The organism is Pseudomonas sp. RIT-PI-o (assembly GCF_001297215.1).
Classification (GTDB): Bacteria; Pseudomonadota; Gammaproteobacteria; order Pseudomonadales; family Pseudomonadaceae; genus Aquipseudomonas; species Aquipseudomonas moraviensis_A.
The window spans coordinates 415,981-436,649 of the sequence record NZ_LHPA01000020.1 but is presented as its reverse complement, the minus strand read 5'-3'; the positions used below and the strand labels follow the sequence as shown (position 1 = coordinate 436,649).

Annotated in this window: 18 protein-coding genes; 7 read left to right on the top strand and 11 right to left on the bottom strand. The window is 59.4% G+C overall.

The annotated features are described in order from the left end of the window. Positions 1-101 precede the first annotated feature (101 nt). From AEQ63_RS10605 to gpmI, 4 genes are all read right to left on the bottom strand, one after another. Entirely contained in the window at positions 102-878 is a 777-nt protein-coding gene (locus AEQ63_RS10605) for a divergent polysaccharide deacetylase family protein (protein WP_064363354.1), read from the bottom strand. A gap of 2 nt (positions 879-880) precedes the next feature. Further along, the gene (locus AEQ63_RS10600) at positions 881-2,200 is read right to left on the bottom strand and encodes a S41 family peptidase (protein WP_042608642.1); all 1,320 of its coding nucleotides are present in this window, start codon (positions 2,198-2,200) and stop codon (positions 881-883) included. 31 nt (positions 2,201-2,231) lie between these two features. Next, complete coding sequence (locus AEQ63_RS10595; RefSeq protein WP_064363352.1) at positions 2,232-3,518, bottom strand: murein hydrolase activator EnvC family protein; 1,287 nt, start codon at positions 3,516-3,518, stop codon at positions 2,232-2,234. Between the two features lie 230 nt (positions 3,519-3,748). After that, entirely contained in the window at positions 3,749-5,278 is a 1,530-nt protein-coding gene (gene gpmI, locus AEQ63_RS10590; protein ID WP_064363350.1) for a 2,3-bisphosphoglycerate-independent phosphoglycerate mutase, read from the bottom strand. A gap of 153 nt (positions 5,279-5,431) precedes the next feature. Here gpmI and AEQ63_RS10585 point away from each other — a divergent pair, with 153 nt between their 5' ends. From AEQ63_RS10585 to secB, 3 genes are read left to right on the top strand one after another with little or no spacing between them, the layout of a single operon-like run. Beyond that, positions 5,432-5,845: a rhodanese-like domain-containing protein gene (locus AEQ63_RS10585; protein WP_016772116.1), complete on the top strand. Its 414-nt coding sequence runs from the start codon at positions 5,432-5,434 to the stop codon at positions 5,843-5,845. A gap of 1 nt (position 5,846) precedes the next feature. Further along, the gene (gene grxC, locus AEQ63_RS10580; protein ID WP_064363348.1) at positions 5,847-6,101 is read left to right on the top strand and encodes a glutaredoxin 3; all 255 of its coding nucleotides are present in this window, start codon (positions 5,847-5,849) and stop codon (positions 6,099-6,101) included. Positions 6,102-6,158: 57 nt separating this feature from the next. Further along, positions 6,159-6,644, top strand: coding sequence for a protein-export chaperone SecB (gene secB, locus AEQ63_RS10575; RefSeq protein WP_016772114.1), 486 nt, complete (start codon positions 6,159-6,161; stop codon positions 6,642-6,644). Between the two features lie 123 nt (positions 6,645-6,767). On the opposite strand, the gene AEQ63_RS10570 is transcribed toward secB, so the two are convergent. Continuing rightward, complete coding sequence (locus AEQ63_RS10570; RefSeq protein ID WP_064363347.1) at positions 6,768-7,223, bottom strand: tRNA (cytidine(34)-2'-O)-methyltransferase; 456 nt, start codon at positions 7,221-7,223, stop codon at positions 6,768-6,770. On the opposite strand from AEQ63_RS10570, the gene AEQ63_RS10565 reads away from it, so the two are divergent. Then, the gene (locus AEQ63_RS10565; RefSeq protein WP_064363345.1) at positions 7,222-7,662 is read left to right on the top strand and encodes a hypothetical protein; all 441 of its coding nucleotides are present in this window, start codon (positions 7,222-7,224) and stop codon (positions 7,660-7,662) included. The two genes, AEQ63_RS10570 and AEQ63_RS10565, sit on opposite strands and share 2 nt — an antisense overlap. 190 nt (positions 7,663-7,852) lie before the next feature. Next, positions 7,853-9,883 carry a leucine-rich repeat domain-containing protein gene (locus AEQ63_RS10560; RefSeq protein WP_236705254.1) on the top strand — a complete coding sequence of 677 codons (2,031 nt, stop codon included), beginning with the start codon at positions 7,853-7,855 and terminating at the stop codon, positions 9,881-9,883. A gap of 581 nt (positions 9,884-10,464) precedes the next feature. On the opposite strand, the gene ntrC is transcribed toward AEQ63_RS10560, so the two are convergent. The 5 genes from ntrC to glnA all read right to left on the bottom strand — a co-directional run bounded on the left by ntrC (position 10,465) and on the right by glnA (position 16,062). Beyond that, positions 10,465-11,901 (bottom strand): nitrogen regulation protein NR(I), encoded by a 1,437-nt coding sequence (gene ntrC / locus AEQ63_RS10555; protein WP_064363344.1) that lies wholly within the window; start codon positions 11,899-11,901, stop codon positions 10,465-10,467. Then, entirely contained in the window at positions 11,898-12,983 is a 1,086-nt protein-coding gene (gene glnL / locus AEQ63_RS10550) for a nitrogen regulation protein NR(II) (protein ID WP_039756599.1), read from the bottom strand. The genes ntrC and glnL overlap by 4 nt, the downstream gene beginning before the upstream one ends. A gap of 230 nt (positions 12,984-13,213) precedes the next feature. Further along, positions 13,214-13,837, bottom strand: coding sequence for a DUF4124 domain-containing protein (locus tag AEQ63_RS10545; protein WP_064363342.1), 624 nt, complete (start codon positions 13,835-13,837; stop codon positions 13,214-13,216). Next, on the bottom strand, positions 13,834-14,346 hold the full coding sequence (locus AEQ63_RS10540; RefSeq protein WP_064363340.1) for a DUF4124 domain-containing protein: 513 nt from the start codon (positions 14,344-14,346) through the stop codon (positions 13,834-13,836). The genes AEQ63_RS10545 and AEQ63_RS10540 overlap by 4 nt, the downstream gene beginning before the upstream one ends. Before the next feature lie 309 nt (positions 14,347-14,655). Continuing rightward, on the bottom strand, positions 14,656-16,062 hold the full coding sequence (glnA, locus tag AEQ63_RS10535; RefSeq protein ID WP_016772104.1) for a type I glutamate--ammonia ligase: 1,407 nt from the start codon (positions 16,060-16,062) through the stop codon (positions 14,656-14,658). A gap of 327 nt (positions 16,063-16,389) precedes the next feature. Here glnA and thiI point away from each other — a divergent pair, with 327 nt between their 5' ends. Both thiI and typA read left to right on the top strand, forming a co-directional pair. Next, the gene (thiI, locus tag AEQ63_RS10530) at positions 16,390-17,844 is read left to right on the top strand and encodes a tRNA uracil 4-sulfurtransferase ThiI (RefSeq protein ID WP_064363339.1); all 1,455 of its coding nucleotides are present in this window, start codon (positions 16,390-16,392) and stop codon (positions 17,842-17,844) included. A gap of 139 nt (positions 17,845-17,983) precedes the next feature. Next, positions 17,984-19,804, top strand: coding sequence for a translational GTPase TypA (typA, locus tag AEQ63_RS10525; protein ID WP_016772102.1), 1,821 nt, complete (start codon positions 17,984-17,986; stop codon positions 19,802-19,804). 284 nt (positions 19,805-20,088) lie between these two features. On the opposite strand, the gene AEQ63_RS10520 is transcribed toward typA, so the two are convergent. Then, positions 20,089-20,526, bottom strand: a complete 438-nt coding sequence (locus AEQ63_RS10520) for a YkgJ family cysteine cluster protein (RefSeq protein ID WP_042608652.1) — start codon at positions 20,524-20,526, stop codon at positions 20,089-20,091. Between the last annotated feature and the right edge of the window lie 143 nt (positions 20,527-20,669).

Here is a 20,669-nt window from a genome sequence, read left to right as displayed (position 1 = left end):
GTAAGGCGACGCAAGGGCGTCGCGACCTGTTGCAGGTCGCACTATCGGAGACGGGGACGGTTATCGGGTGGTAACTATGTATGTGCCAGCGTCACAGGGTTTTACCGGTAGACGCCGTCCTTGCCATGGCCGGCCATGGCGCGGTTGCTGCGTACGCTGATCATCTGCCGGATATCGATCCAGTCGATACCCTGCGCTTCGAGCTTGGGCAACTCGCGCTCCAGTACCGCCAGGGTCTGCGGGTACGGATGGCCGATCATCACCGCCGAACCCTGTTTGTGCGCCAAGGCGATCGCGGTCTGTAGCTGGGTGGCAATTGCCGCTTCGGTGCGCTCGTCATCGAGAAACACATCTCGGGAAACGCTGGCCAGATCGATCTTCTGCGCCTGCTGCGCAGCGACCGTTTGAGCGCTGGTGCGGCTGTCAACGAAGAATTTGTGACGACGCTGCAACTCACCCATCAACCACGCCATCGCCACCGGTTGCGCGGTCATGCGGCTGCCCATGTGGTTATTGATGCCGGCGGTGAACGGGACTTTTTCGAACGCGGCATTCAGACGTTTCTGCAGTTCTTCGATGGGCAGTTCGGGGTGCCAGGCGTAGGGGCCGGTGGCCGGGTCCATCGGCATGTGCAGAATGACGATCTTCCCGGCGCGATGGGCTTCGCGCGCAAACTCGGTGGCGTGCGGGGTATCGGGCATGATCGCCGCCGTGACCGGACCGGGCAGGGCGAGCACGCGACGATCCCGAGGCAGGTTCTGCCCCAGGTCGTCGATGATCAGCGTCAGGTAGGCTTTGTGCGGCAAGGAACTGGCGGGCTCTGCTTGCGCAAAAACCGCCAGACAGCACAACAGAATGCAGAGAGAACGCAGCAACATCCTCAACGGCCGGAGGTGATGCTCAGGCCTTTGAGCAGGCTCAGGGCCTGGGCCAGTTGGTAATCGTCATCCTGCGGCATCGCTTTGGCCTTGCCAGCCGAACCACTCGGCTTGTCGGCGCCGCCGTTGCCGTTGCCCAGGTGACCTTGCAGGTCCGCTTCCTTGAAGTACTCGCTGTCGGCTTCGTTGGTGATCTTCGCGCGGCGCACTTCAATGTCCGGGACGATGCCCTGGGCCTGAATCGAGCGGCCATTGGGCGTGAAGTACAGCGCGGTGGTGATCTTCAGCGCGCGATCATTGTTCAGCGGCAGAACGGTTTGCACCGAGCCCTTGCCGAAGCTGGTGGTGCCCATGACCACGGCGCGTTTCTGGTCCTGCAGGGCGCCGGCGACGATTTCCGAAGCCGAGGCGCTGCCACCGTTGATCAGCACCACCATCGGTACCGCTTCGCTTTCATCCTTGCCGGTGGCGGAGAAGCGCAGCTCGGAATTGGCGATGCGCCCCTTGGTGTAGACGATCAGGCCCTTGGTGATGAAATGGTCAACCACTTCAACCGCCGATTGCAGCACGCCGCCCGGGTTGTTGCGCAGGTCGAGAATGATGCCGTTGAGCTTCTTGCCGTTGTCCTTGCGCAGCTTGGCCAGCGCCTTGGAGACTTCTTCGCCGGTCTTGACCTGGAACTGGGTAATGCGGATGTAGCCGTAGCCCGATTCCAGCAGCTGCGCCTTGACGCTCTTCACCTGAATCACCGCACGCGCCAGGGTCACGTCGAATGGCGTGCCGCCGTCGCGAACCAGAGTCAGGGTGATTTTCTGGCCGATCTTGCCGCGCATCTTGTCGACGGCTTCGGTCATGGTCTGGCCGCGGGTTGGCTGGCCGTTGATCTTGACGATGAAGTCACCGGCCTGAATGCCGGCCTTGGATGCCGGGGTGTCATCGATTGGCGAGACGACCTTGATGAAGCCGTCTTCAGCACCGACTTCGATGCCCAGGCCGCCGAACTCACCGCTGGTGCTTTCCTGCAGTTCGGTGAAGTCTTCCGGGCCAAGGTAGGCCGAGTGCGGATCGAGGTTGCTGAGCATGCCCTTGATCGCGTTTTCCAGCAGGGTCTTGTCGTCCACAGGTTCGACGTACGCGGCTTTGATCCGGTCCATGACCTCGGCGAAGGTGCGCAACTCTTCCAGCGGCAACGGCGCCTTGGCGGTCGCGGCAGTGCCTGCCGGAGCGACGGTCGGGGCCGGTTGCGCGGCGAACGCCAGAGGCGCGCCGATCACCAGAGCGATCGTCAGGGCCAGCGAGGTAAGGCGGGACAAATGCAGCATGTCGAACGAACTCCTGAATTAGGTAACGTGCTTATCCTTGCGCACGACACCATTGCGCCGGATCACTCGGGTGACCCTGCTGACGAATTGCGAAATACAGCGCTGGCGTGTCCTGACCGCCACTGTTACCGACAGTGGAAATCGACTCGCCAGCCTTGACCACATCACCCGCCGACTTGAGCAGCGTCTGGTTGTGACCGTAAAGACTCAGAAAACCGTTGCCGTGATCGAGGATCACCAGCAACCCGGCACCGCGCAGCCAGTCGGCAAACACCACGCGCCCACCATGTACGGCATGCACCTGGCTGCCGGCGGAGGCGCTGATCATCACGCCATCCCACTTGGTGCGGGCATCGTCGCCGCGGCTTTCACCGAAGCGTGCGAGTAATCGACCATCAACCGGCCACGGAAGTTTTCCCCGGGTTGCAGCAAAAGGCCCGCCAAACGTTTCGCCGCTGCTCGATACCAGCGCGCCGGGGCTTGATCTGACGGGTTTTCGTGGGGCGTCGCTGTTTTCAGCCTGCGCCTCACGCAAACGCTTTTTTTCCGCTTCCTGCTGGGCGATCAGCGCTTTCTGCCGCGCTTCTTCTGCCTCACGAGCCTGGCGGGCCAGGGTTTCTTCAATGGTTTTAAGGACTTTAGACAGGTCTGCCTGATCCTGCTCGCGGGCGGCCAGTTTCTGGTCGCGAGCCTTCACGTCGTCATTGAGTCTGGCGAGAACCTGCTGGCGCTCCTTGCGGACTTTCTCGAGTGCTTCGCGCTGGGTGTCGAGGTCGCTTTTCTGTACCAGCAACTGCGCTTGCTGCAGGCCGATGTCTTTTTCGACATTGGCCAGTTGGCGCAGGGTTTCGTTGAAGTTCTTCAACTGCTCCAGGCGCGCCTGGCTCAGGTAGTCGTAATAGGTGAGGGTGCGGGCGAATTTCTCGGGATTCTGCTGGTTGAGCAGCAGCTTGAGGTATTCCTGGCGACCGTTCTGATAGGCCGCTCGGGCCTGAATGGCGATCAGTCGCTGCTGTTCAGTGCGCGCGCTCTGGAGTTTTTTTTTCTCTGCATCGAGCCGCTGCAGCTCGGATTCGCTTTTCTGCAGTTCTTTCTGCAGCGCATCGACCTGTTTCTGCAGCTTGCCCATCTCGGTTTCAGTGCCCTTGAGCTCCTTCTGCACGCCGGACTTTTCTTCCTGCAGCTTGCCCAGGAGCTTCTTCAACTCGGCAATATCCTGACGCGTGGCGTCCAACTGCTGTTGGGTTTGCGCGCGCTCGTCGGCGAAGGCCGGCTGGAGCAGACAGGTCAGAGCAAGGGCGATCAGGACGCGAAGCATAGGGGCGGGCGGCACCAGGGTAAGGGACGGCCTAGTATGCCCGCCCGAGGCTGCAAAAAAAACGCCCAATTGGGGCTGTGTGATAACTGGACAGAAAAACACCGAAAACCAGTGTAGGAGTGAGCCTGCTCGCGATGACGTACTCACATTCAATAGAGGAGTTGACTGTCAGATGGCTATCGCGAGCAGGCTCACTCCTACAGGGTTTTGCGGTGTTTTCTGGATTCCGGTCAGACCAGGATCGAAGTCCCGGTCATCTCCGCCGGTTTTTCCAGACCCAGCAGCATCAGCATGGTCGGTGCCACGTCCGCCAGCACGCCGCCTTCGCGCACCTTCAGGTTGCGTTTGCCGACATAAATGAACGGCACCGGCTCGGTGGTATGCGCGGTGTGCGCTTGGTGGGTTTCTTCATCGGCCATTTTTTCGACGTTGCCGTGGTCGGCAGTGATCAAGGCTTCGCCGCCGACTTTTTCCAGCGCTTCAACGATGCGACCGACGCAGGTGTCCAGGCACTCGACCGCTTTCACCGCGGCGTCGAACACACCGCTGTGGCCGACCATGTCGCCGTTGGCGTAGTTGACGATAATCACGTCGTAACGCTGGTTTTCGATAGCGTCGACGATGCGGTCGGTGACTTCCGGCGCGCTCATTTCCGGCTGCAAATCGTAAGTAGCGACTTTCGGCGACGGGATCAGGATGCGCTCTTCGCCCGGGAACGGTTCTTCGCGACCGCCGGAGAAGAAGAAGGTCACGTGGGCGTATTTCTCGGTTTCGGCGATGCGCAGTTGGGTCTTGCCGTTTTTCGCCAGGTAATCGCCGAGAACGTTTTCCAGGCTGCCGGCGGCGAAGGCCGATGGTGCCGGAATGCTGGCAGCGTACTGGGTCAGCATGACGAAACCGGCCAGCTTCGGCTGACGGGCGCGCTCGAATTCCTTGAAATCGTCTTCGACGAACACCCGGGTCAGCTCGCGGGCGCGGTCGGCACGGAAGTTCATGAACACCACGGCATCGCCGTCTTCGACCTTCACCGGCTCGCCGATGGAAGTGGCTTTGACGAATTCGTCGCTTTCGCCACGGGCATAGGCGGCTTCGAGGCCTTCCTGAGCGGTGGCGGCGTTGAATTCGCCGTTGCCGTCGACGATCAGGTTGTAGGCCTGAGCGACACGGTCCCAACGGTTGTCACGGTCCATGGCGAAGTAGCGGCCGATGATGCTGGCGATACGGCCCTTGCCGAGTGCCTGGAAAGTCGCGTCGAGCAGTTCGATCGACGAAGCAGCGCTTTTTGGCGGTGTGTCACGACCATCAAGGAAGGCGTGCAGGTAGATTTTTTCCGCGCCGCGCTTGAAGGCCAGTTCGGCCATGGCGATCAGATGGTCCTGGTGGCTGTGCACGCCGCCATCGGACAGCAGGCCCATGAAGTGCACGGCTTTACCGGTGGCCACGGCTTTATCCACAGCGGCGCAGATAGTCGGGTTCTCGAAGAACTCGCCGTCGCGGATCGCTTTGGTCACACGGGTGAAGTCCTGATACACCACGCGCCCGGCGCCGAGGTTCATGTGGCCGACTTCGGAGTTGCCCATCTGGCCGTCTGGCAGACCGACGTCCATGCCGCTGCCCGAGATCAAGCCGTTCGGCACGGTAGCCCACAGACGATCCAGCACAGGTTTCTTCGCCGCGAACACGGCATTGGATTCGGGGCTGTCGCTGTGACCGAAGCCGTCGAGAATCATCAGGACCAAAGGTTTGGGCGTAGTCGTCATGGAATCCACTCGTGGCTGATAAAGAAGAGGGCGATGGAAAACGGAGTTGGAGTTTAAAGCGAAGTTCCGACCGCGTCACCGCCGGACGGGGTTTGGCCGACCATAGTGGCTGTGTATACTGGCCGACATTTTAACGCCCTGGAACCTCCTTCGATGGTTGCTCACCTGATTGAATTTGCCACTAACCACTACATTCTTGTCGGTATCTTCGTCGTACTGCTGGCTCTGTTGCTGGCACACACGATGCAGGGCGGCGGTAAAAGCCTGAGCACCGGCGAGCTGACCGCACTGGTCAATAAAGATGCAGGCGTGGTGGTGGACATCCGTCCGGCCAAGGATTATGCCGCTGGCCACATCGTTGGCGCGGTGAACATCCCTCAGGACAAATTGGCGGCCCGCGTCGGCGAGCTGGAAAAGCACAAGGCCAAGACCATCATTCTGGTCGATGCCCTCGGTCAGACCGCCGGCACCCACGCCCGCGAGCTGATGAAATCCGGCTTCACCGCGGCCAAACTGTCCGGCGGGATTTCCAGCTGGAAGGGCGACAACCTGCCGCTGGTGAAATGACATGAACAAAGTCATCGTCTACTCCAGCGACTACTGCCCTTACTGCTCGCGCGCCAAGCATCTGCTCGCCAGCAAAGGTGTGGCCTTCGAAGAGATCAAGGTCGATGGCAAGCCGCAGCTGCGTGCCGAAATGACCCAGAAAGCCGGGCGCACGTCCGTGCCGCAGATCTGGATCGGCAGCCAGCACATCGGCGGTTGTGATGATTTGTATGCTTTGGAGCGCGCCGGCAAACTCGACGCGCTGCTCAAGGCCTGAACGGCTGCACCCACGTACAGCACTCCCTAAAAGACCCAAGATCGATAAGGATCTGAGATGACTGACCAACAGAACACTGCAGCCAGCGAAGAAGAAACCGCACCGCAATTCTCCTTGCAGCGCATCTACGTACGCGACCTGTCCTTCGAAGCCCCGAAAAGCCCGGCAATCTTTCGCCAGCAGTGGGATCCGGCGGTCGGTCTGGACCTGAACACGCGTCAGAAAGCACTGGAAGGCGACTTCTACGAAGTGGTGCTGACCCTGTCGGTGACCGTGAAGAACGGTGAAGAAGTCGCGTTCATTGCTGAAGTGCAGCAGGCCGGTATCTTCCTGATCAAGAACCTCGACGCGGCTTCGATGAGCCACACCCTCGGTGCGTTCTGCCCGAACATCCTGTTCCCGTACGCCCGCGAAACCCTGGACAGCCTGGTTACCCGTGGTTCGTTCCCGGCGCTGATGCTGGCCCCGGTCAACTTCGATGCTCTGTACGCGCAAGAGCTGCAGCGCATGCAGGAAAGCGGCGAGACGCCGACCGTTCAGTAAGACGGTTCAGCGACACCCCATGTGGGAGCGAGCCTGCTCGCGAAAGCGGTCTGTCAGACACATCAATGTTGCCTGACACGCCGTAATCGCGAGCAGGCTCGCTCCCACATTTGTTTTATGGCGTTACTTGAAATCGTTCTGGCGCCACGCTTCGTACACGGCGACCGCCACGGTGTTGGACAGGTTCAGGCTGCGGCAGCCTTCGCGCATCGGCATGCGCAGGCGCTGGTCGGCAGGCAGGGCGTCGAGCACATCCGCCGGCAGCCCACGACTTTCCGGGCCGAACAGAAACGCATCGCCGGGCACGAATGCGGCATCATGGAAAGGCCGCGAACCCTTGGTGGTAAATGCGAACAATCGCGGGTTGCCCAGGCTTTCCAGGCAACTGGCCAGGTCTGCATGACGTTGCAGCGTGGCATATTCGTGGTAATCGAGACCGGCGCGGCGCAAGCGCTTGTCGTCCATCTCGAAGCCCAGCGGTTCGATCAAATGCAGGTGGCAGCCGCTGTTGGCGCACAGCCTGATAACGTTGCCGGTATTCGGCGGAATTTCTGGTTGAAAAAGGATGACGTGAAACATGCACGGCTCCGAAGGTAAAGATGAGCGGCATTCTACGCCGCCTGTGGACAACCGTTCGAAACTATTCCCGCGAGTCATCGGTTCGCTGGCGATTGTCGGGTTGATGATCGGTTTGATGATCGGCCGCCTGACGACGCCGGATCCGAGCGTGTTGCAGCAGGTAGAAGTGACCGATAGCGGTTTGGTGGTTTGGTTCAACAACGAGCCGAAGCTGCACGGTGAGATCATCGATGGCACGGTGGCGTTGTTGTTTCAGGCCGAAGGTCCGGCGCAGAAAGGCCAGCTCAAGCTCAATGGCAAGGACGTCAACTGGCGCGTTCGTAAAAGTGACGGTGGGTTATTGTTGACGGTGCTGGCAGCGCGGCCGCTGCAGGGCAATTGGCTCGGCAGTGAGGTCGATGACCGCTGGCGGCTGGAGATTCGTTTGCAAACGAACTGATTGAAATCCTGCCGTCCTCCTCGAGACCCCTACGCTTCCTGACGTCGTTTCCCACTGCGCCTGTCTGGTTTTCCACTCTCCTTGAAATGCTTGCACACGCTATCGTGCGATCCTCTTCAAACCGGCAGGATGCCGAAAGCCTTCGCCCCTTGCACGACTGCCAGGGGCGACCTTTTCAAGGATGAACAACATGCCAGTAAAACCACCTACCGGTGGCAGCACCCCCGTGAAAGTGGATGCATCGACCAGCCCGACCCGACCGGCCGAGGTGGGCACACCGCTCCCCGGCCCATCGGGCCGTAGAGATTTTGGTTCAGGGCTCTCCCTCGATGACCTGCGGCCGCGCCCGGGTTCGTCCAGCGCTGTTGACGCAGATGCCGCTGGCACGACCCCGGCGGTCATTATTCACGCGGCCCCTGTTGAAACGCGTTTGCTTGCGCCTGGACCGGCGCTGGACGATTACGTAATCAATGCCCGGGCAATTCTTCCAGAAGTCAACAGTGAAGGTTTAACGGTATTCAAGAAGCGCACCTACGCTGAAGTGGCCGATGGCGGATTTGTGCTTGTCGCCGTGGATCCGGAGACGGGACTGCATCGCGCCCGGCGGCCAAGCGATCTGCTTCCAGGCCCGGTAATGCTGCGTGATGCCGCTAGCGGTTTTTGGTACCCGCGTACGGTCGTTGAGCCAGCCACCCGAGCGCAGGTCCGAAGTTATCTTCCGGACATGAGCGATCAACACGCGGATGAGTTTATCGCCCGGTTCGATGACAAGGACGTAGCGGATCTTGAGCTCAAGCGGATTCAGCTTGGGCTTGGGCAATTGGGCAGCGAAAACGTCTGGTTCCCGCACTTTCAGTCTCGCGAGGCCTGGGGGAGTGAAAAACAGGCGGCGATTGACATGTGGAGCACGTTACGCCAGTTGTACAAGTGGCAAGGTCAGCCTGATCTGCGGGTCTATCGTGATGGGCAGCTGTCGGGGTACAAGCTGGATATGAATCTCATGCTATGGCCAGTCGAGAGGCTGCATTCATTGAAATTCAAAGCAGTCGTCGAGCTTTCTTTAAGAGGAAATGCGCGGCTGAATTCTGAGGTGTTTTTTGCGCAGTTTCCCAACATTGAAAGCCTGACGGTAACAAGCGCGCAGTTTGCCACCGGGCTACATGCCTGGGACAACGCTGCTGGGCGTTACCAGTTTCAGATACTTCAATCACGACTCGAGATAAATTCGCGCTTTGCGACGCTATTGAACGGCCTGTCCCGTTTACGAGTGCTGAGCCTGCAGGATTGCAACTTTCCCGCACGGTTTTCGGTGAGCGGCATGACCCAATTGCAAGTGTTGAGGCTTGGGAACACATATGGCATGGCAGATCTTGCTGGCGTGGTGGCCGGGTTGCCCAGTCCTTCGCGCTTACAGGTGCTTGACCTGCATAAGAATAATTCTTTGCTGGTGGCGCCTGACATTACCCGGATGACCGAATTGCGTGTGCTGGATCTGACAGGAACCGGAATAAACCGTCTCCCTGGCGGGCTTGATGCAGATAACGCGCGGTCAAGACTGGAAGTATTGAGACTTGGTGACAATGCGCTTTCGGTCGCACCTTCACTCAAAGCAATGACTGCACTGCAGGAGCTGGATCTTTCCAATGCAAGGTTAGACAGTTTCCCAGAGGGCATCACCAGCGAGATTCCCGCGAAAGTGTTGAACCTGGCGAACAACCGCATTACGTCGATTCCTGAATCCGTTGAACTCAGAGCCGGCTTCAATCTCATCGGCAATCCAATAACGGATCCGGCTTCGCTCCGCCGGCTGATACATGCACGTATCAAAACAGGCACCGATATCTGGCTGGGAGTTGAAAGTAATGATCGCTCGGCAAACCTTTGGCTGCGCAATGTGCCGCCGGGGAAAGAATTAACTGAAAAATTGGAGCTCTGGGACACCTTCGGTTCTCGGCCCGGCCTGCTGGACGCGATCCGGAGATTGAGTCGTACACCTGAATTTCATGTCGAGCATCCGCTAACGCAACGGCGCGTCTGGTGGTTCCTGAAAATCTACCGTGGGCGCGGCGCTGGCGAGCAGGCACGGCTCGACGACATTTTGCTCCATGAAACCAGCCCCGGAAAAATGCTGGACAGGCTGGAAGCCGAGATCCGGGAATATGACTCGGGGCGGCAAAATCCGCCTCTGCATCATTTGCCCAAACGTCCGAAGCTTGATTAGCGCCGGGCTGAACACCTCGGCTGGCGGTGTAAAAGCGGGAATCCCTGACCTGCCTGTATCAGGGTTCCCAAAAGGATGGACTTCGCTGTTGGCGGCGGTCCGGTGTAAAGAGGGAACCCCCGGCCTGCCTGTACCAAGGATCCCAAAAGGGTGGGCTCGCCGCTTTGTGCCGTGAGCCCGGTGTAAAGAGGGGAATCCCCGGCCTGCCTGTACCAAGGTCCCCGAAACGGGTGGTGAAACGAATCACCTGTCAGAGGTATTGCAGGGGGCGTGCCAGGTTTTCATTTGTTGAAACAAAAAGCGCCTGCGAGATGCGAAAGCCCCGGAATTCGGGGCTTTCAGTTATTCAAAGATCGGATTTTCCAGCGCTTTCAGCTGTCGCGGTGACAATGCCGCTGTGCGCGATCGCAGGTCGTCGTGCATTGATGCGGTGCACGGAGAAGCCAATGTGGGAGCGAGCTTGCTCGCGATGGCGTCGGTTCAGTCACTGAGCCGCTCAATGACCTGACGCTTTCGCGAGCAAGCTCGCTCCCACACTTGATTACGGATGACCACAAATAAACTGTTCTACCGAAGGCCGATTACCCTTCCTCGCCCTCATCATCATCCCCACCATCAACCTTCATCCCCAGTTCCTTGATCTTGCGCGTCAGGGTATTACGCCCCCAGCCGAGCAAAACGGCAGCATCACGCCGGCGCCCGGCGGTGTGCTTGAGCGCCGTCTCGATCATGATCCGCTCAAACGCCGGCACCGCGCTGTCGAGCAGGCTCGACTGGCCACGGGCCAAGGCCTGATCGGCCCACTGGCGCAGGGCCTGTTCCCAGTTAGTCACGGGCGCCGAGTCCTGCGGCAGGTTGAGCAGCTCTGGCGGCAAGTCGCTGATGTGCACTTCACGGCCGGAGGCCATGACGGTAATCCAGCGGCAGGTGTTCTCCAGTTGACGCACGTTGCCCGGCCACGGCAGGGTCTTCAGGTATTCCTCGGTCTCGCTTTTGAGCAGCTTCGGCTCGACTGCCAATTCCTGCGCGGCACGGCTGAGGAAGTGCCGGGCCAGCGTCGGGATGTCTTCACGACGATCCGACAGGCGCGGGATGTGGATACGGATCACGTTGAGGCGGTGGAACAAGTCCTCACGGAATTTGCCGGCGTGAACCAGGGTTTCCAGATTCTGGTGGGTGGCGGCGATGATGCGTACATCGACTTTGACCGGCACATGCCCGCCAACGCGATAGAACTCGCCATCGGCCAGGACACGCAACAGGCGGGGCTGGGGATCCGCCGGCATGTCGCCGATTTCATCAAGGAACAGCGTGCCGCCGTCGGCCTGCTCGAAGCGACCGCGCCGCAGGTTTGCGGCGCCGGTGAATGCGCCTTTCTCGTGACCGAACAGCTCCGATTCCATCAGATCCTTGGGAATCGCCGCCATGTTCAACGCGATGAACGGAGAAGCCGCGCGCGGGCTGTGGCGGTGCAGGGCGTGGGCAACCAGTTCTTTACCGGTACCGGATTCGCCGTTGATCAGCACGGTGATGTTGGAGTGGCTCAAGCGACCGATGGCGCGAAACACTTCCTGCATCGCCGGCGCTTCGCCGATGATTTCCGGAGTGCGGGTCAGCGCCGGCACAACTTCCAGGCCTTGCTGCTCCTGCGCATGTTGATTGGCACGCTTGACCAGCGACACCGCTTCATCGACGTCGAACGGCTTGGGCAAGTACTCGAAAGCGCCGCCCTGATAGGAGGCGACAGCGCTGTCCAGATCGGAATGAGCGGTCATGATGATGACCGGCAGCCGTGGGTGCTGTTCGCGAATCCGCGCCAGCAGATCCAGGCCACTGGCACCCGGCATGCGGATATCGGAAATGATCACGTCCGGCTGCTGCCGGGCCAGACGACTCATCACGCCATCGGCGCTGTCGAAGCTCTGGGTAGTCATGCCTTCCTGCTGCAAGGCCTTTTCCAGAACCCAACGGATAGAACGGTCGTCATCGACGATCCACACGGTTTCACTACGGCTCATGTCGATGTGGCTCCTTGTTCCAGTGGCAAGAAGATCGAGAACGTGGTGTGGCCTGGATGGCTCTCACACTCGATCAGGCCCTGATGCTGACTGATGATGTTCTGGGTAATGGCCAGGCCCAGCCCGGTACCGTCCGGGCGACCGCTGACCATCGGAAAGAAAATGGTTTCCTGCAGTTCCGCCGGGATGCCCGGACCGTTGTCGATGATCTCGATCTTGGTCACCAGACGATGGCGGATATGGCCGATGGTGAACTGGCGCATGGCGCGGGTGCGCAGGCTGATGCGGCCAAGGCGCAGTTCGTTCTGGCTGCTGATCGCCTGCATCGCGTTGCGCACGATGTTCAATACCGCCTGGATCATTTGTTCGCGGTCGATCAACACGTCGGGAATGCTCGGATCGTAGTCGCGCACCAGAGTGATGCAGCCCTGGCTCTCGGCTTCGACCAATTGGCAGACGCGTTCGAGGACTTCATGAACGTTGCACATCGCCAGCGAGGGCAGTTTGTTCGAGCCGAGCATGCGGTCGACCAGATTGCGCAGGCGGTCGGCCTCTTCAATGATCACGTTGGTGTAGTCGCGCAGGCTTTCTTCCGGCAGCTCGCGGGCCAGCAACTGCGCGGCACCGCGGATGCCGCCGAGGGGATTCTTGATCTCGTGGGCGAGGCCGCGCACCAGCATCTTGCTGGTTTCCTGCTTGGACAGCTGCGCCTCTTCCTTGGTGATGCGCAACAGGCGATCACGCGGGTGCACTTCAAGCAAAAGCAGAGTCGCGCCGTTGCTGAGGATCGGCGTCACCGCGTAATCCACGGTCAAAGTCTGGCCGGTGAGGGCGGTGAGCATCGCTTCACGCTTGGTGAACGGGTGCGCTTGCTCGACCGCTTGGCGCAGGGAGTTGAGCGCCTCGGGGGATTCGGTGAACAGCTCGCTGATGAACTGGCCGTGACTGCGTTGACCGCTGACGGCCAGCAGCATCTCCGCCGCCGGGTTCATGTACTCCAGGCGCAGTTCTGCGTCGAGCAGGATGGTCGCCGTGGTCAGGTTGTCGAGCAGCAAACGGTGGATAGCGTCGCTTATGGTCATCTGGACCCCTTTTGGAGCAAGGCGTGCGCGAGAACAAAGCGCTGATAACAGGAAAATGCAAAAACCAAACCAAGGCTCCGAAAAGAAGCGTTTAAGCCCTGAAACAGGCGTTTGACGCGCGTTTGTATGGCACGAAGCCAGCTCAAACGGGAAGTTTCGAACCAAAATGGGTTGAGTGGTGGGCAGGATGCAGTTTAGTGCACCAATAGAGTGCGCATTGCGGATGGGCGTTAAAAGAAGCGCAAAAACGGATTTTTTGGTTCTTCAGGTTTGTCCTTGAGCGGGCATTCCGGGCGGGCGCCGTAGTCGTCGGCCACGCAGGGTTTGATCTGGCGTTTCTGCGCCAGGGAAATGCGCAGCATGTGAAACGGCTGATTGGCGGTGCGCTCCACGGTACGCCCGGCGGCGTCGAGAATCTCGATTGAAAGGCTGTGGCTGCCGCGATCGATATTACTCAGGGCAAATACCGGACTGACGCCGGGCTCGCCCGTGGCCTTGCCATCGAGCAGCAGGCGATAACGATGGCCGCTTTGCAGGCCGGGCTCGCTGGTGACGCTGACGATCAGCTCGCCGGCGCTGCTGCGCAGAGTAGCGTCGGGCTCCGGGATCAGAATGCGCAGCATGTCGTAATGAAAGGGCGGTGGTTCGGCGGATTTTTTCGCCGTGGTGATCGGCGCGGCGGTGCTGGCAGGGACGGCCATGCGATTGCTGGTTGCGATGGGTACGCGCTTGGCATTGGCCCGGGGCTGGTCGGTGTAGACGCGGTTGCCCTGTGCGTCGACATAGGTAAAGACCTCAGCCGAGGCGGGCAGCGCCATCAGCACCAGGATGAGTATCAGTCCTGCGCGGATCATGGCGTGTGCACGCGTTGCACGGTAAAGACGGCTGGCGGGCTCTGTTGAACGACGCTTTGGCCGTCGATCACTTGCACCGCCAGGCGATGTTCGCCGCGATCGATGTTGACCAGTTGCAGAACCGGCACGTTGCTCGGCTGGCCATAGGGTTGATCGTCCAGCACCAGTTTTAGTTGATGCGGCGGTTGCAGGCGCGGTTTGATCAATACGTTGACCGTGAAGGTGCCATTGTTGGCGCGCAGGGCCTCGTCAGTGGGCAGGCCGGCGAGCTCAAGGATTTCGTAAGCGTTGCGCGGAGGCTGGCGCTCATCGGGACTGGGTGCTTGCGGAGCGCTCGGTGCTTGCGGTTCGACCCGATTGAGGGGCGGCAAGTCGACCGGTTGCGCCTGCACGCCGTCCGGCGGCTGGTTGCTGTATGCGGTGTTGCCGTTGGCGTCGGTGTACTTGTAGATCTGCGCAGCGGCGGGCAGGGCGATCAGCAGCAGAATGTAGAGAAACGTGCGACCCATGAAATCGACCGGGGTTGGAAACTGTGGGTAGCAGCATAGGACAGGTGAGGCGGTTGGCCCAGCCCGGGGCAAGTTCCCAAAGTGCCCTCACCCTAACCCTCTCCCAGAGGGAGAGGGAACCGACCTTGTTGTTTGCATGAGTTACAGCAACCTGAAATTCCCCTGTGAACTCAGGTTTTGAAGAGCATGAAGATCAGTTCCTTCTCCCTCTGGGAGGGGGTTAGGGTGAGGGGGCTTTTGATCTGCAATGAAAAAAGGCCTCCCGAAGGAGGCCTCTTTTGTCACGCCGCTTTGCGCAGCGCTACCGGATCAGCAGCTGTAGTACAGCTCATATTCCAGTGGGTGTACGAAGGTGCGAACCTTGATTTCTTCTTCCGATTTCAGCGCGATGTAGGCGTCGATGAAGTCGTCGGAGAACACGCCGCCCTTGGTCAGGAACGCGCGGCCCTTGTCCAGCTCTTCCAGGGCTTCTTTCAGGCTGCCGCAAACCTGTGGAATCTCTTTCGCCTCTTCAGGCGGCAGGTCGTACAGGTTCTTGTCGGCGGCATCGCCTGGGTGGATCTTGTTCTGGATACCGTCAAGACCGGCCATCAGCAGGGCTGCGAAAGCCAGGTACGGGTTGGCGGCCGGATCCGGGAAGCGCGCTTCGATACGGCGGGCTTTCGGGCTCGACACGTAAGGAATGCGGATCGACGCGGAACGGTTGCGCGCCGAGTAGGCCAGCATTACCGGCGCTTCGAAGCCTGGTACCAGACGCTTGTAGGAGTTGGTCGCCGGGTTGGTGAAGCCGTTCAGCGCCTTACCGTGCTTGATGATCCCGCCGATGAAGTACAGAGCGGTGTCGGACAGGCCGGCATAGCCTTCGCCTGCGAAGGTGTTCTTGCCGTCTTTCCAGATCGACATGTGTACGTGCATGCCCGAACCGTTGTCGCCGTACAGTGGCTTCGGCATGAAGGTCGCGGTGCGGCCGTAAGCGTCGGCCACGTTGTGCACAACGTATTTCAGGGTTTGAACTTCGTCGGCTTTCTTCACCAGGGTGTTGAACTTGACGCCGATTTCGTTCTGGCCGGCAGTTGCCACTTCGTGGTGGTGAACTTCAACCGACTGACCCATTTCTTCCAGTGCGTTGCACATGGCGGTACGGATTTCGTGGTCGTGGTCGAACGGTGGAACCGGGAAGTAGCCGCCTTTCACGCCTGGACGGTGACCCTTGTTGCCGCCTTCGATGTCCTGGTCGGACATCCACGAACCTTGCTCGGAGTAGATCTTGAACATCGAGCCGGAGATGTCCGACTTGAATTTCACCGAGTCGAAGATGAAGAATTCTGGCTCTGGACCGGCGAATACGGTGTCACCGATACCGGTGGCTTTCAGGTGCTCTTCGGCGCGCTTGGCGATCGCACGTGGGTCGCGATCGTAGCCCTGCATGCTCGAAGGCTCGATGATGTCGCACACCAGAATCAGGGTTGGGTCTTCGGTGAACGGATCGAGTACGGCCGTTTCGTCGACCGGCATCAGGATCATGTCGGAGGCTTCGATGCCTTTCCAGCCGGAGATGGAGGAACCGTCGAACATCTTGCCGACTTCGAAGAAGTCGTCATCCAGCGCATCGCGAGCCGGCATGGTCACGTGGTGCTGAGTGCCTTTGGTGTCCGTGAAGCGCAGATCAATCCACTTGACGTCATGATCTTTGATGAGTTGAACCGACTTCGACATAGTGTCCTCCGGGTGAATTAGGGCGGGTAGTGGATGCCCTTAATAATGGTGATGCCGGCGCGAATACTCTGCCAAGGCAACCTGCCTCACAAGGGAGCAAATTGCATGCCAGTGCCCCAGCATGGGTTTTTTGCGCCAAATTCACGCTTATTAAGGTGCGCGAGCTACTGAATCGACAAATCTCGCCCCGTAATGTTGCGTTTGAATTCAGAAATGACCTGTTTTGGTGCGTGCAAAACCTTCTGCACATTAACTGGTTAAACCTTGAGCAATTTCCGCTATAATCCGCGCCCCCCTTTTTCGGCTGGCCGTTCGCGCGCTGTTTTCATGAAACTTATCGTAAAAGTCTTCCCCGAGATCACCATCAAAAGCCGACCTGTCCGGACGAAATTCATCCGCCAGTTGGCCAAGAACATCCGCACCGTGCTCCGTGACCTGGACCCGGCCGTGGTGGTGAACGGCGTGTGGGACAATCTCGAGCTGGAAACCCGCGTCGCCGACCCCAAAGCCTTGAAAGAGATGGGCGAACGCCTGACCTGCATGCCGGGCATCGCGCACTTTCTGCAGATCGACGAGTACCCGCTGGGCGACTTCGACGACATCACCGAAAAGTGCAAACAGCACTACGGCGATGCGCTGGCCGGGAAGATTTTCTCGGTGCGCTGCAAGCGTGCGGGCAAGCATGCGTTCAGCTCGATGGACGTCGAAAAATACGTCGGCAGCAAGCTGCGTCGTGAGTGCGGTGCAGCCGGAATCGACCTGAAAGCGCCGGAAATCGAAGTACGTATCGAAGTTCGCGACAAACGGTTGTTCGTGATTCACAGCCAGCACAACGGCATCGGCGGTTACCCGCTCGGTGCGCTGGAGCAGACGCTGGTGTTGATGTCCGGCGGCTTCGATTCGACCGTGGCGGCTTACCAGATCATGCGCCGCGGCCTGATGGCGCATTTCTGCTTCTTCAATCTCGGCGGGCGTGCCCACGAATTGGGCGTGATGGAAGTCGCGCACTTCATCTGGAAGAAGTACGGCAGCTCGCAACGCGTGCTATTTGTCAGTGTGCCGTTCGAGGAAGTGCTGGGTGAAATTCTCGGCAAAGTCGATAACAGTCATATGGGCGTGGTTTTGAAGCGTATGATGTTGCGCGCCTCGTCCGAGATCGCCGAACGCCTGCACATCGATGCGCTGGTGACCGGTGAAGCGATCTCCCAGGTGTCGAGCCAGACGCTGCCGAACCTGTCGGTGATCGACTGCGTGACTGACAAGCTGGTGCTGCGGCCGCTGATCGTCGCGCACAAGCAGGACATCATCGATACCGCCAACGAGATCGGCACCGCCGATTTCGCCCGGCACATGCCGGAATACTGCGGCGTGATTTCGGTCAACCCGAAGACCGCCGCCAAGCGTGGCCGGGTTGAGCACGAAGAGAAAGAATTCGACATGGCGGTGCTCGAGCGTGCGCTCGCCAACGCCAAACTGGTGCCGATCGATCGGGTGATCGACGAATTGGGCCAGGATTTGCAGATTGAAGAAGTCAGCGAAGCGCTGGCCGGTCAGATCGTGATCGACATCCGTCACCCGGATGCCGCCGAGGATGACCCGCTGGAACTCGCCGGCATAGAGGTACAGACGATGCCGTTCTATGCAGTGAACGCACGTTTCAAGGAACTGGACCCTACTCGCCAGTACCTGCTGTATTGCGACAAAGGCGTGATGAGTCGCCTGCATGCCCACCATTTGCTCAGTGAGGGGCATGCCAATGTGCGCGTTTATCGACCGAGCTAAGTGCCCGGGGCTGTTTGCCTGTGGCCTGCGTCACCGGCCCCCCGACACCGCCGTCAAGCTGTAACGGCCATGCCGGACACTACTGCTAATCGCTGCCATGACTTGTCAGCAAACCGAATCCTCTGATCGAGATACACAAGTGATCGAAAATCTACGCAACATCGCCATCATTGCCCACGTTGACCACGGTAAAACCACCCTGGTAGACAAACTCCTGCGTCAATCCGGCACTCTGGAGCGCAACGAGCTCAACGACGAGCGCGTGATGGACTCCAACGACCAGGAAAAAGAGCGCGGTATTACCATTCTGGCGAAGAACACCGCCATCAACTGGAACGGCTACCACATCAACATCGTGGACACCCCGGGCCACGCCGACTTCGGCGGCGAAGTTGAACGCGTAATGTCGATGGTCGACTCCGTTCTGCTGCTGGTTGACGCTCAGGACGGCCCTATGCCGCAAACCCGCTTCGTGACCAAGAAGGCTTTCGAAGCCGGCCTGCGTCCAATCGTGGTGATCAACAAGGTTGACCGTCCAGGCGCGCGTCCGGACTGGGTTCTGGACCAGATCTTCGACCTGTTCGACAACCTCGGTGCGACCGAAGAACAACTGGACTTCCAGGTTGTTTACGCTTCGGCCCTGAACGGTATTGCCGGTCTGGACCACACCGCCATGGCGGAAGACATGACTCCGCTGTACCAGGCAGTAGTCGACCACGTGCCGCCTCCGGCCGTTGACCGTGACGGTCCGTTCCAGATGCAGATCTCCGCGCTGGACTACAACAGCTTCCTGGGTGTTATCGGTGTTGGCCGTATCGCTCGCGGTCGCGTCAAGCCGAACACTCCGGTTGTCGCTATCAGCGCCGACGGCAAGCGCCGCAACGGTCGTATCCTGAAGCTGATGGGTCACCACGGTCTGCACCGCATTGACGTTGACGAAGCAGCAGCCGGCGACATCGTTTGCATCAGCGGCTTCGACGAGCTGTTCATCTCCGACACTCTGTGCGATATCAACACCGTCGAGGCGATGAAGCCGCTGACCGTTGACGAGCCAACCGTTTCCATGACCTTCCAGGTCAACGACTCGCCATTCTGCGGTAAAGAAGGCAAGTTCGTGACTTCCCGTAACATCAAGGATCGTCTGGACAAAGAGCTGCTGTACAACGTTGCACTGCGCGTTGAAGAAGGCGACTCGGCTGACAAGTTCAAGGTTTCCGGCCGTGGTGAGCTGCACCTCTCGGTACTGATCGAAACCATGCGTCGCGAAGGCTTCGAGCTGGCCTTGGGCCGCCCTGAAGTGATCATCCGTGAAGTTGACGGCGTGAAGCAGGAACCGTTCGAAAACGTCACCATCGACATCCCTGAAGAATCGCAGGGCAAGGTCATGGAAGAGATGGGTCTGCGTAAGGGCGACCTGAGCAACATGGTGCCGGATGGCAAGGGCCGTGTTCGTCTGGAATACAACATCCCTGCTCGCGGTCTGATCGGTTTCCGTAACCAGTTCCTGACCCTGACCAACGGTGCTGGCATCCTGACCTCGATCTTCGACCGTTACGCTCCAGTGAAGTCGGGCCACATGTCCGGCCGTCAGAACGGCGTTCTGGTTTCGGTTGAAACCGGCAAGGCTCTGACCTACTCGCTGGAAACCCTGCAGGCTCGTGGCAAGCTGTTCGTAGAACACGGCCAGGAGATCTACAACGGTCAGATCGTTGGTCAGAACAGCCGCGACAACGACCTGGGTGTGAACCCAACCAAAGGCAAGAAGCTCGACAACATGCGTGCTTCGGGTAAAGACGAAACCATCGCTCTGGTCCCACCTGTTCGCTTCACTCTGGAACAGGCTCTGGAATACATCCAGGAAGACGAGCTGTGCGAAGTCACGCCTAAGTCGATCCGTCTTCGCAAGAAGATCCTCGACGAAAGCGAGCGTACCCGCGCTGCCAAGAAAGCCAAGGCGTAATTCAGCCCTGGAATAGAAAACGCCCCCGGTCGCGAGACCGGGGGCGTTTTTGTTTGTCCGGGATCAAAAGCCCCTCACCCTAACCCTCTCCCAGAGGGAGAGGGGACTGATTGGGGGATGCTCAGGAGATGCATCGACCTGAGCGAATTCTGCCGAATCCAGAATCGATTTGGCGGGCTTCACCGAATCCATAATCGACTGGTTTTTTCAGGTCGGTGTATGGCGCCAGACACCTCGGTCGGCTCCCTCTCCCTCTGGGAGAGGGCTGGGGTGAGGGTTTGCTGTTAAAACTTCTCAATCGCTCGGGAATTCTGCACTCGCTCGACTTCCTTCGGCTTGTAAGCGCAATACCCCGGCCGCGGGCCGATTTTCGGGTGGTTGCGGCAGGTGTCCGGGCGCTTGTCATAAATGGTGCACAGGCGGCTTTTACGATCGAGGTAATAGCAGTCGTTGTTGCTCATGCGCTGCAGGGTGAAGATCCCCGACTTCTGATTGAAGCGCTCGACCAGACCTTCCTTTTGCAGACGCTTGGCGATGTTCTTCGGCGGATCGCCCAGTTCGAACTCGTCGACCACGCCGATGCGCACCAGATCCTTGATCTTGACCTCGACCGGCAGCGTGCAGCAGCTGGACATGCACGAGCCACACATCGGCGCAGAGTATTTGGCCCACGTATCGAGACGATCAATCTCGGCGGCGGCGATCAGGTTGGGCTTCATCATCGGGAGTTACCAGGGGTGTGTGCATCAGGGCGCGCGATCATACCGGGAGCGGTGGAATTTTGAACAACCTTTCGCCGGATATTTTCACCGCGATCGCATTTTGCCCGCCAGGGCGGCACGGCCCCTGCATTCATTGGCTCATC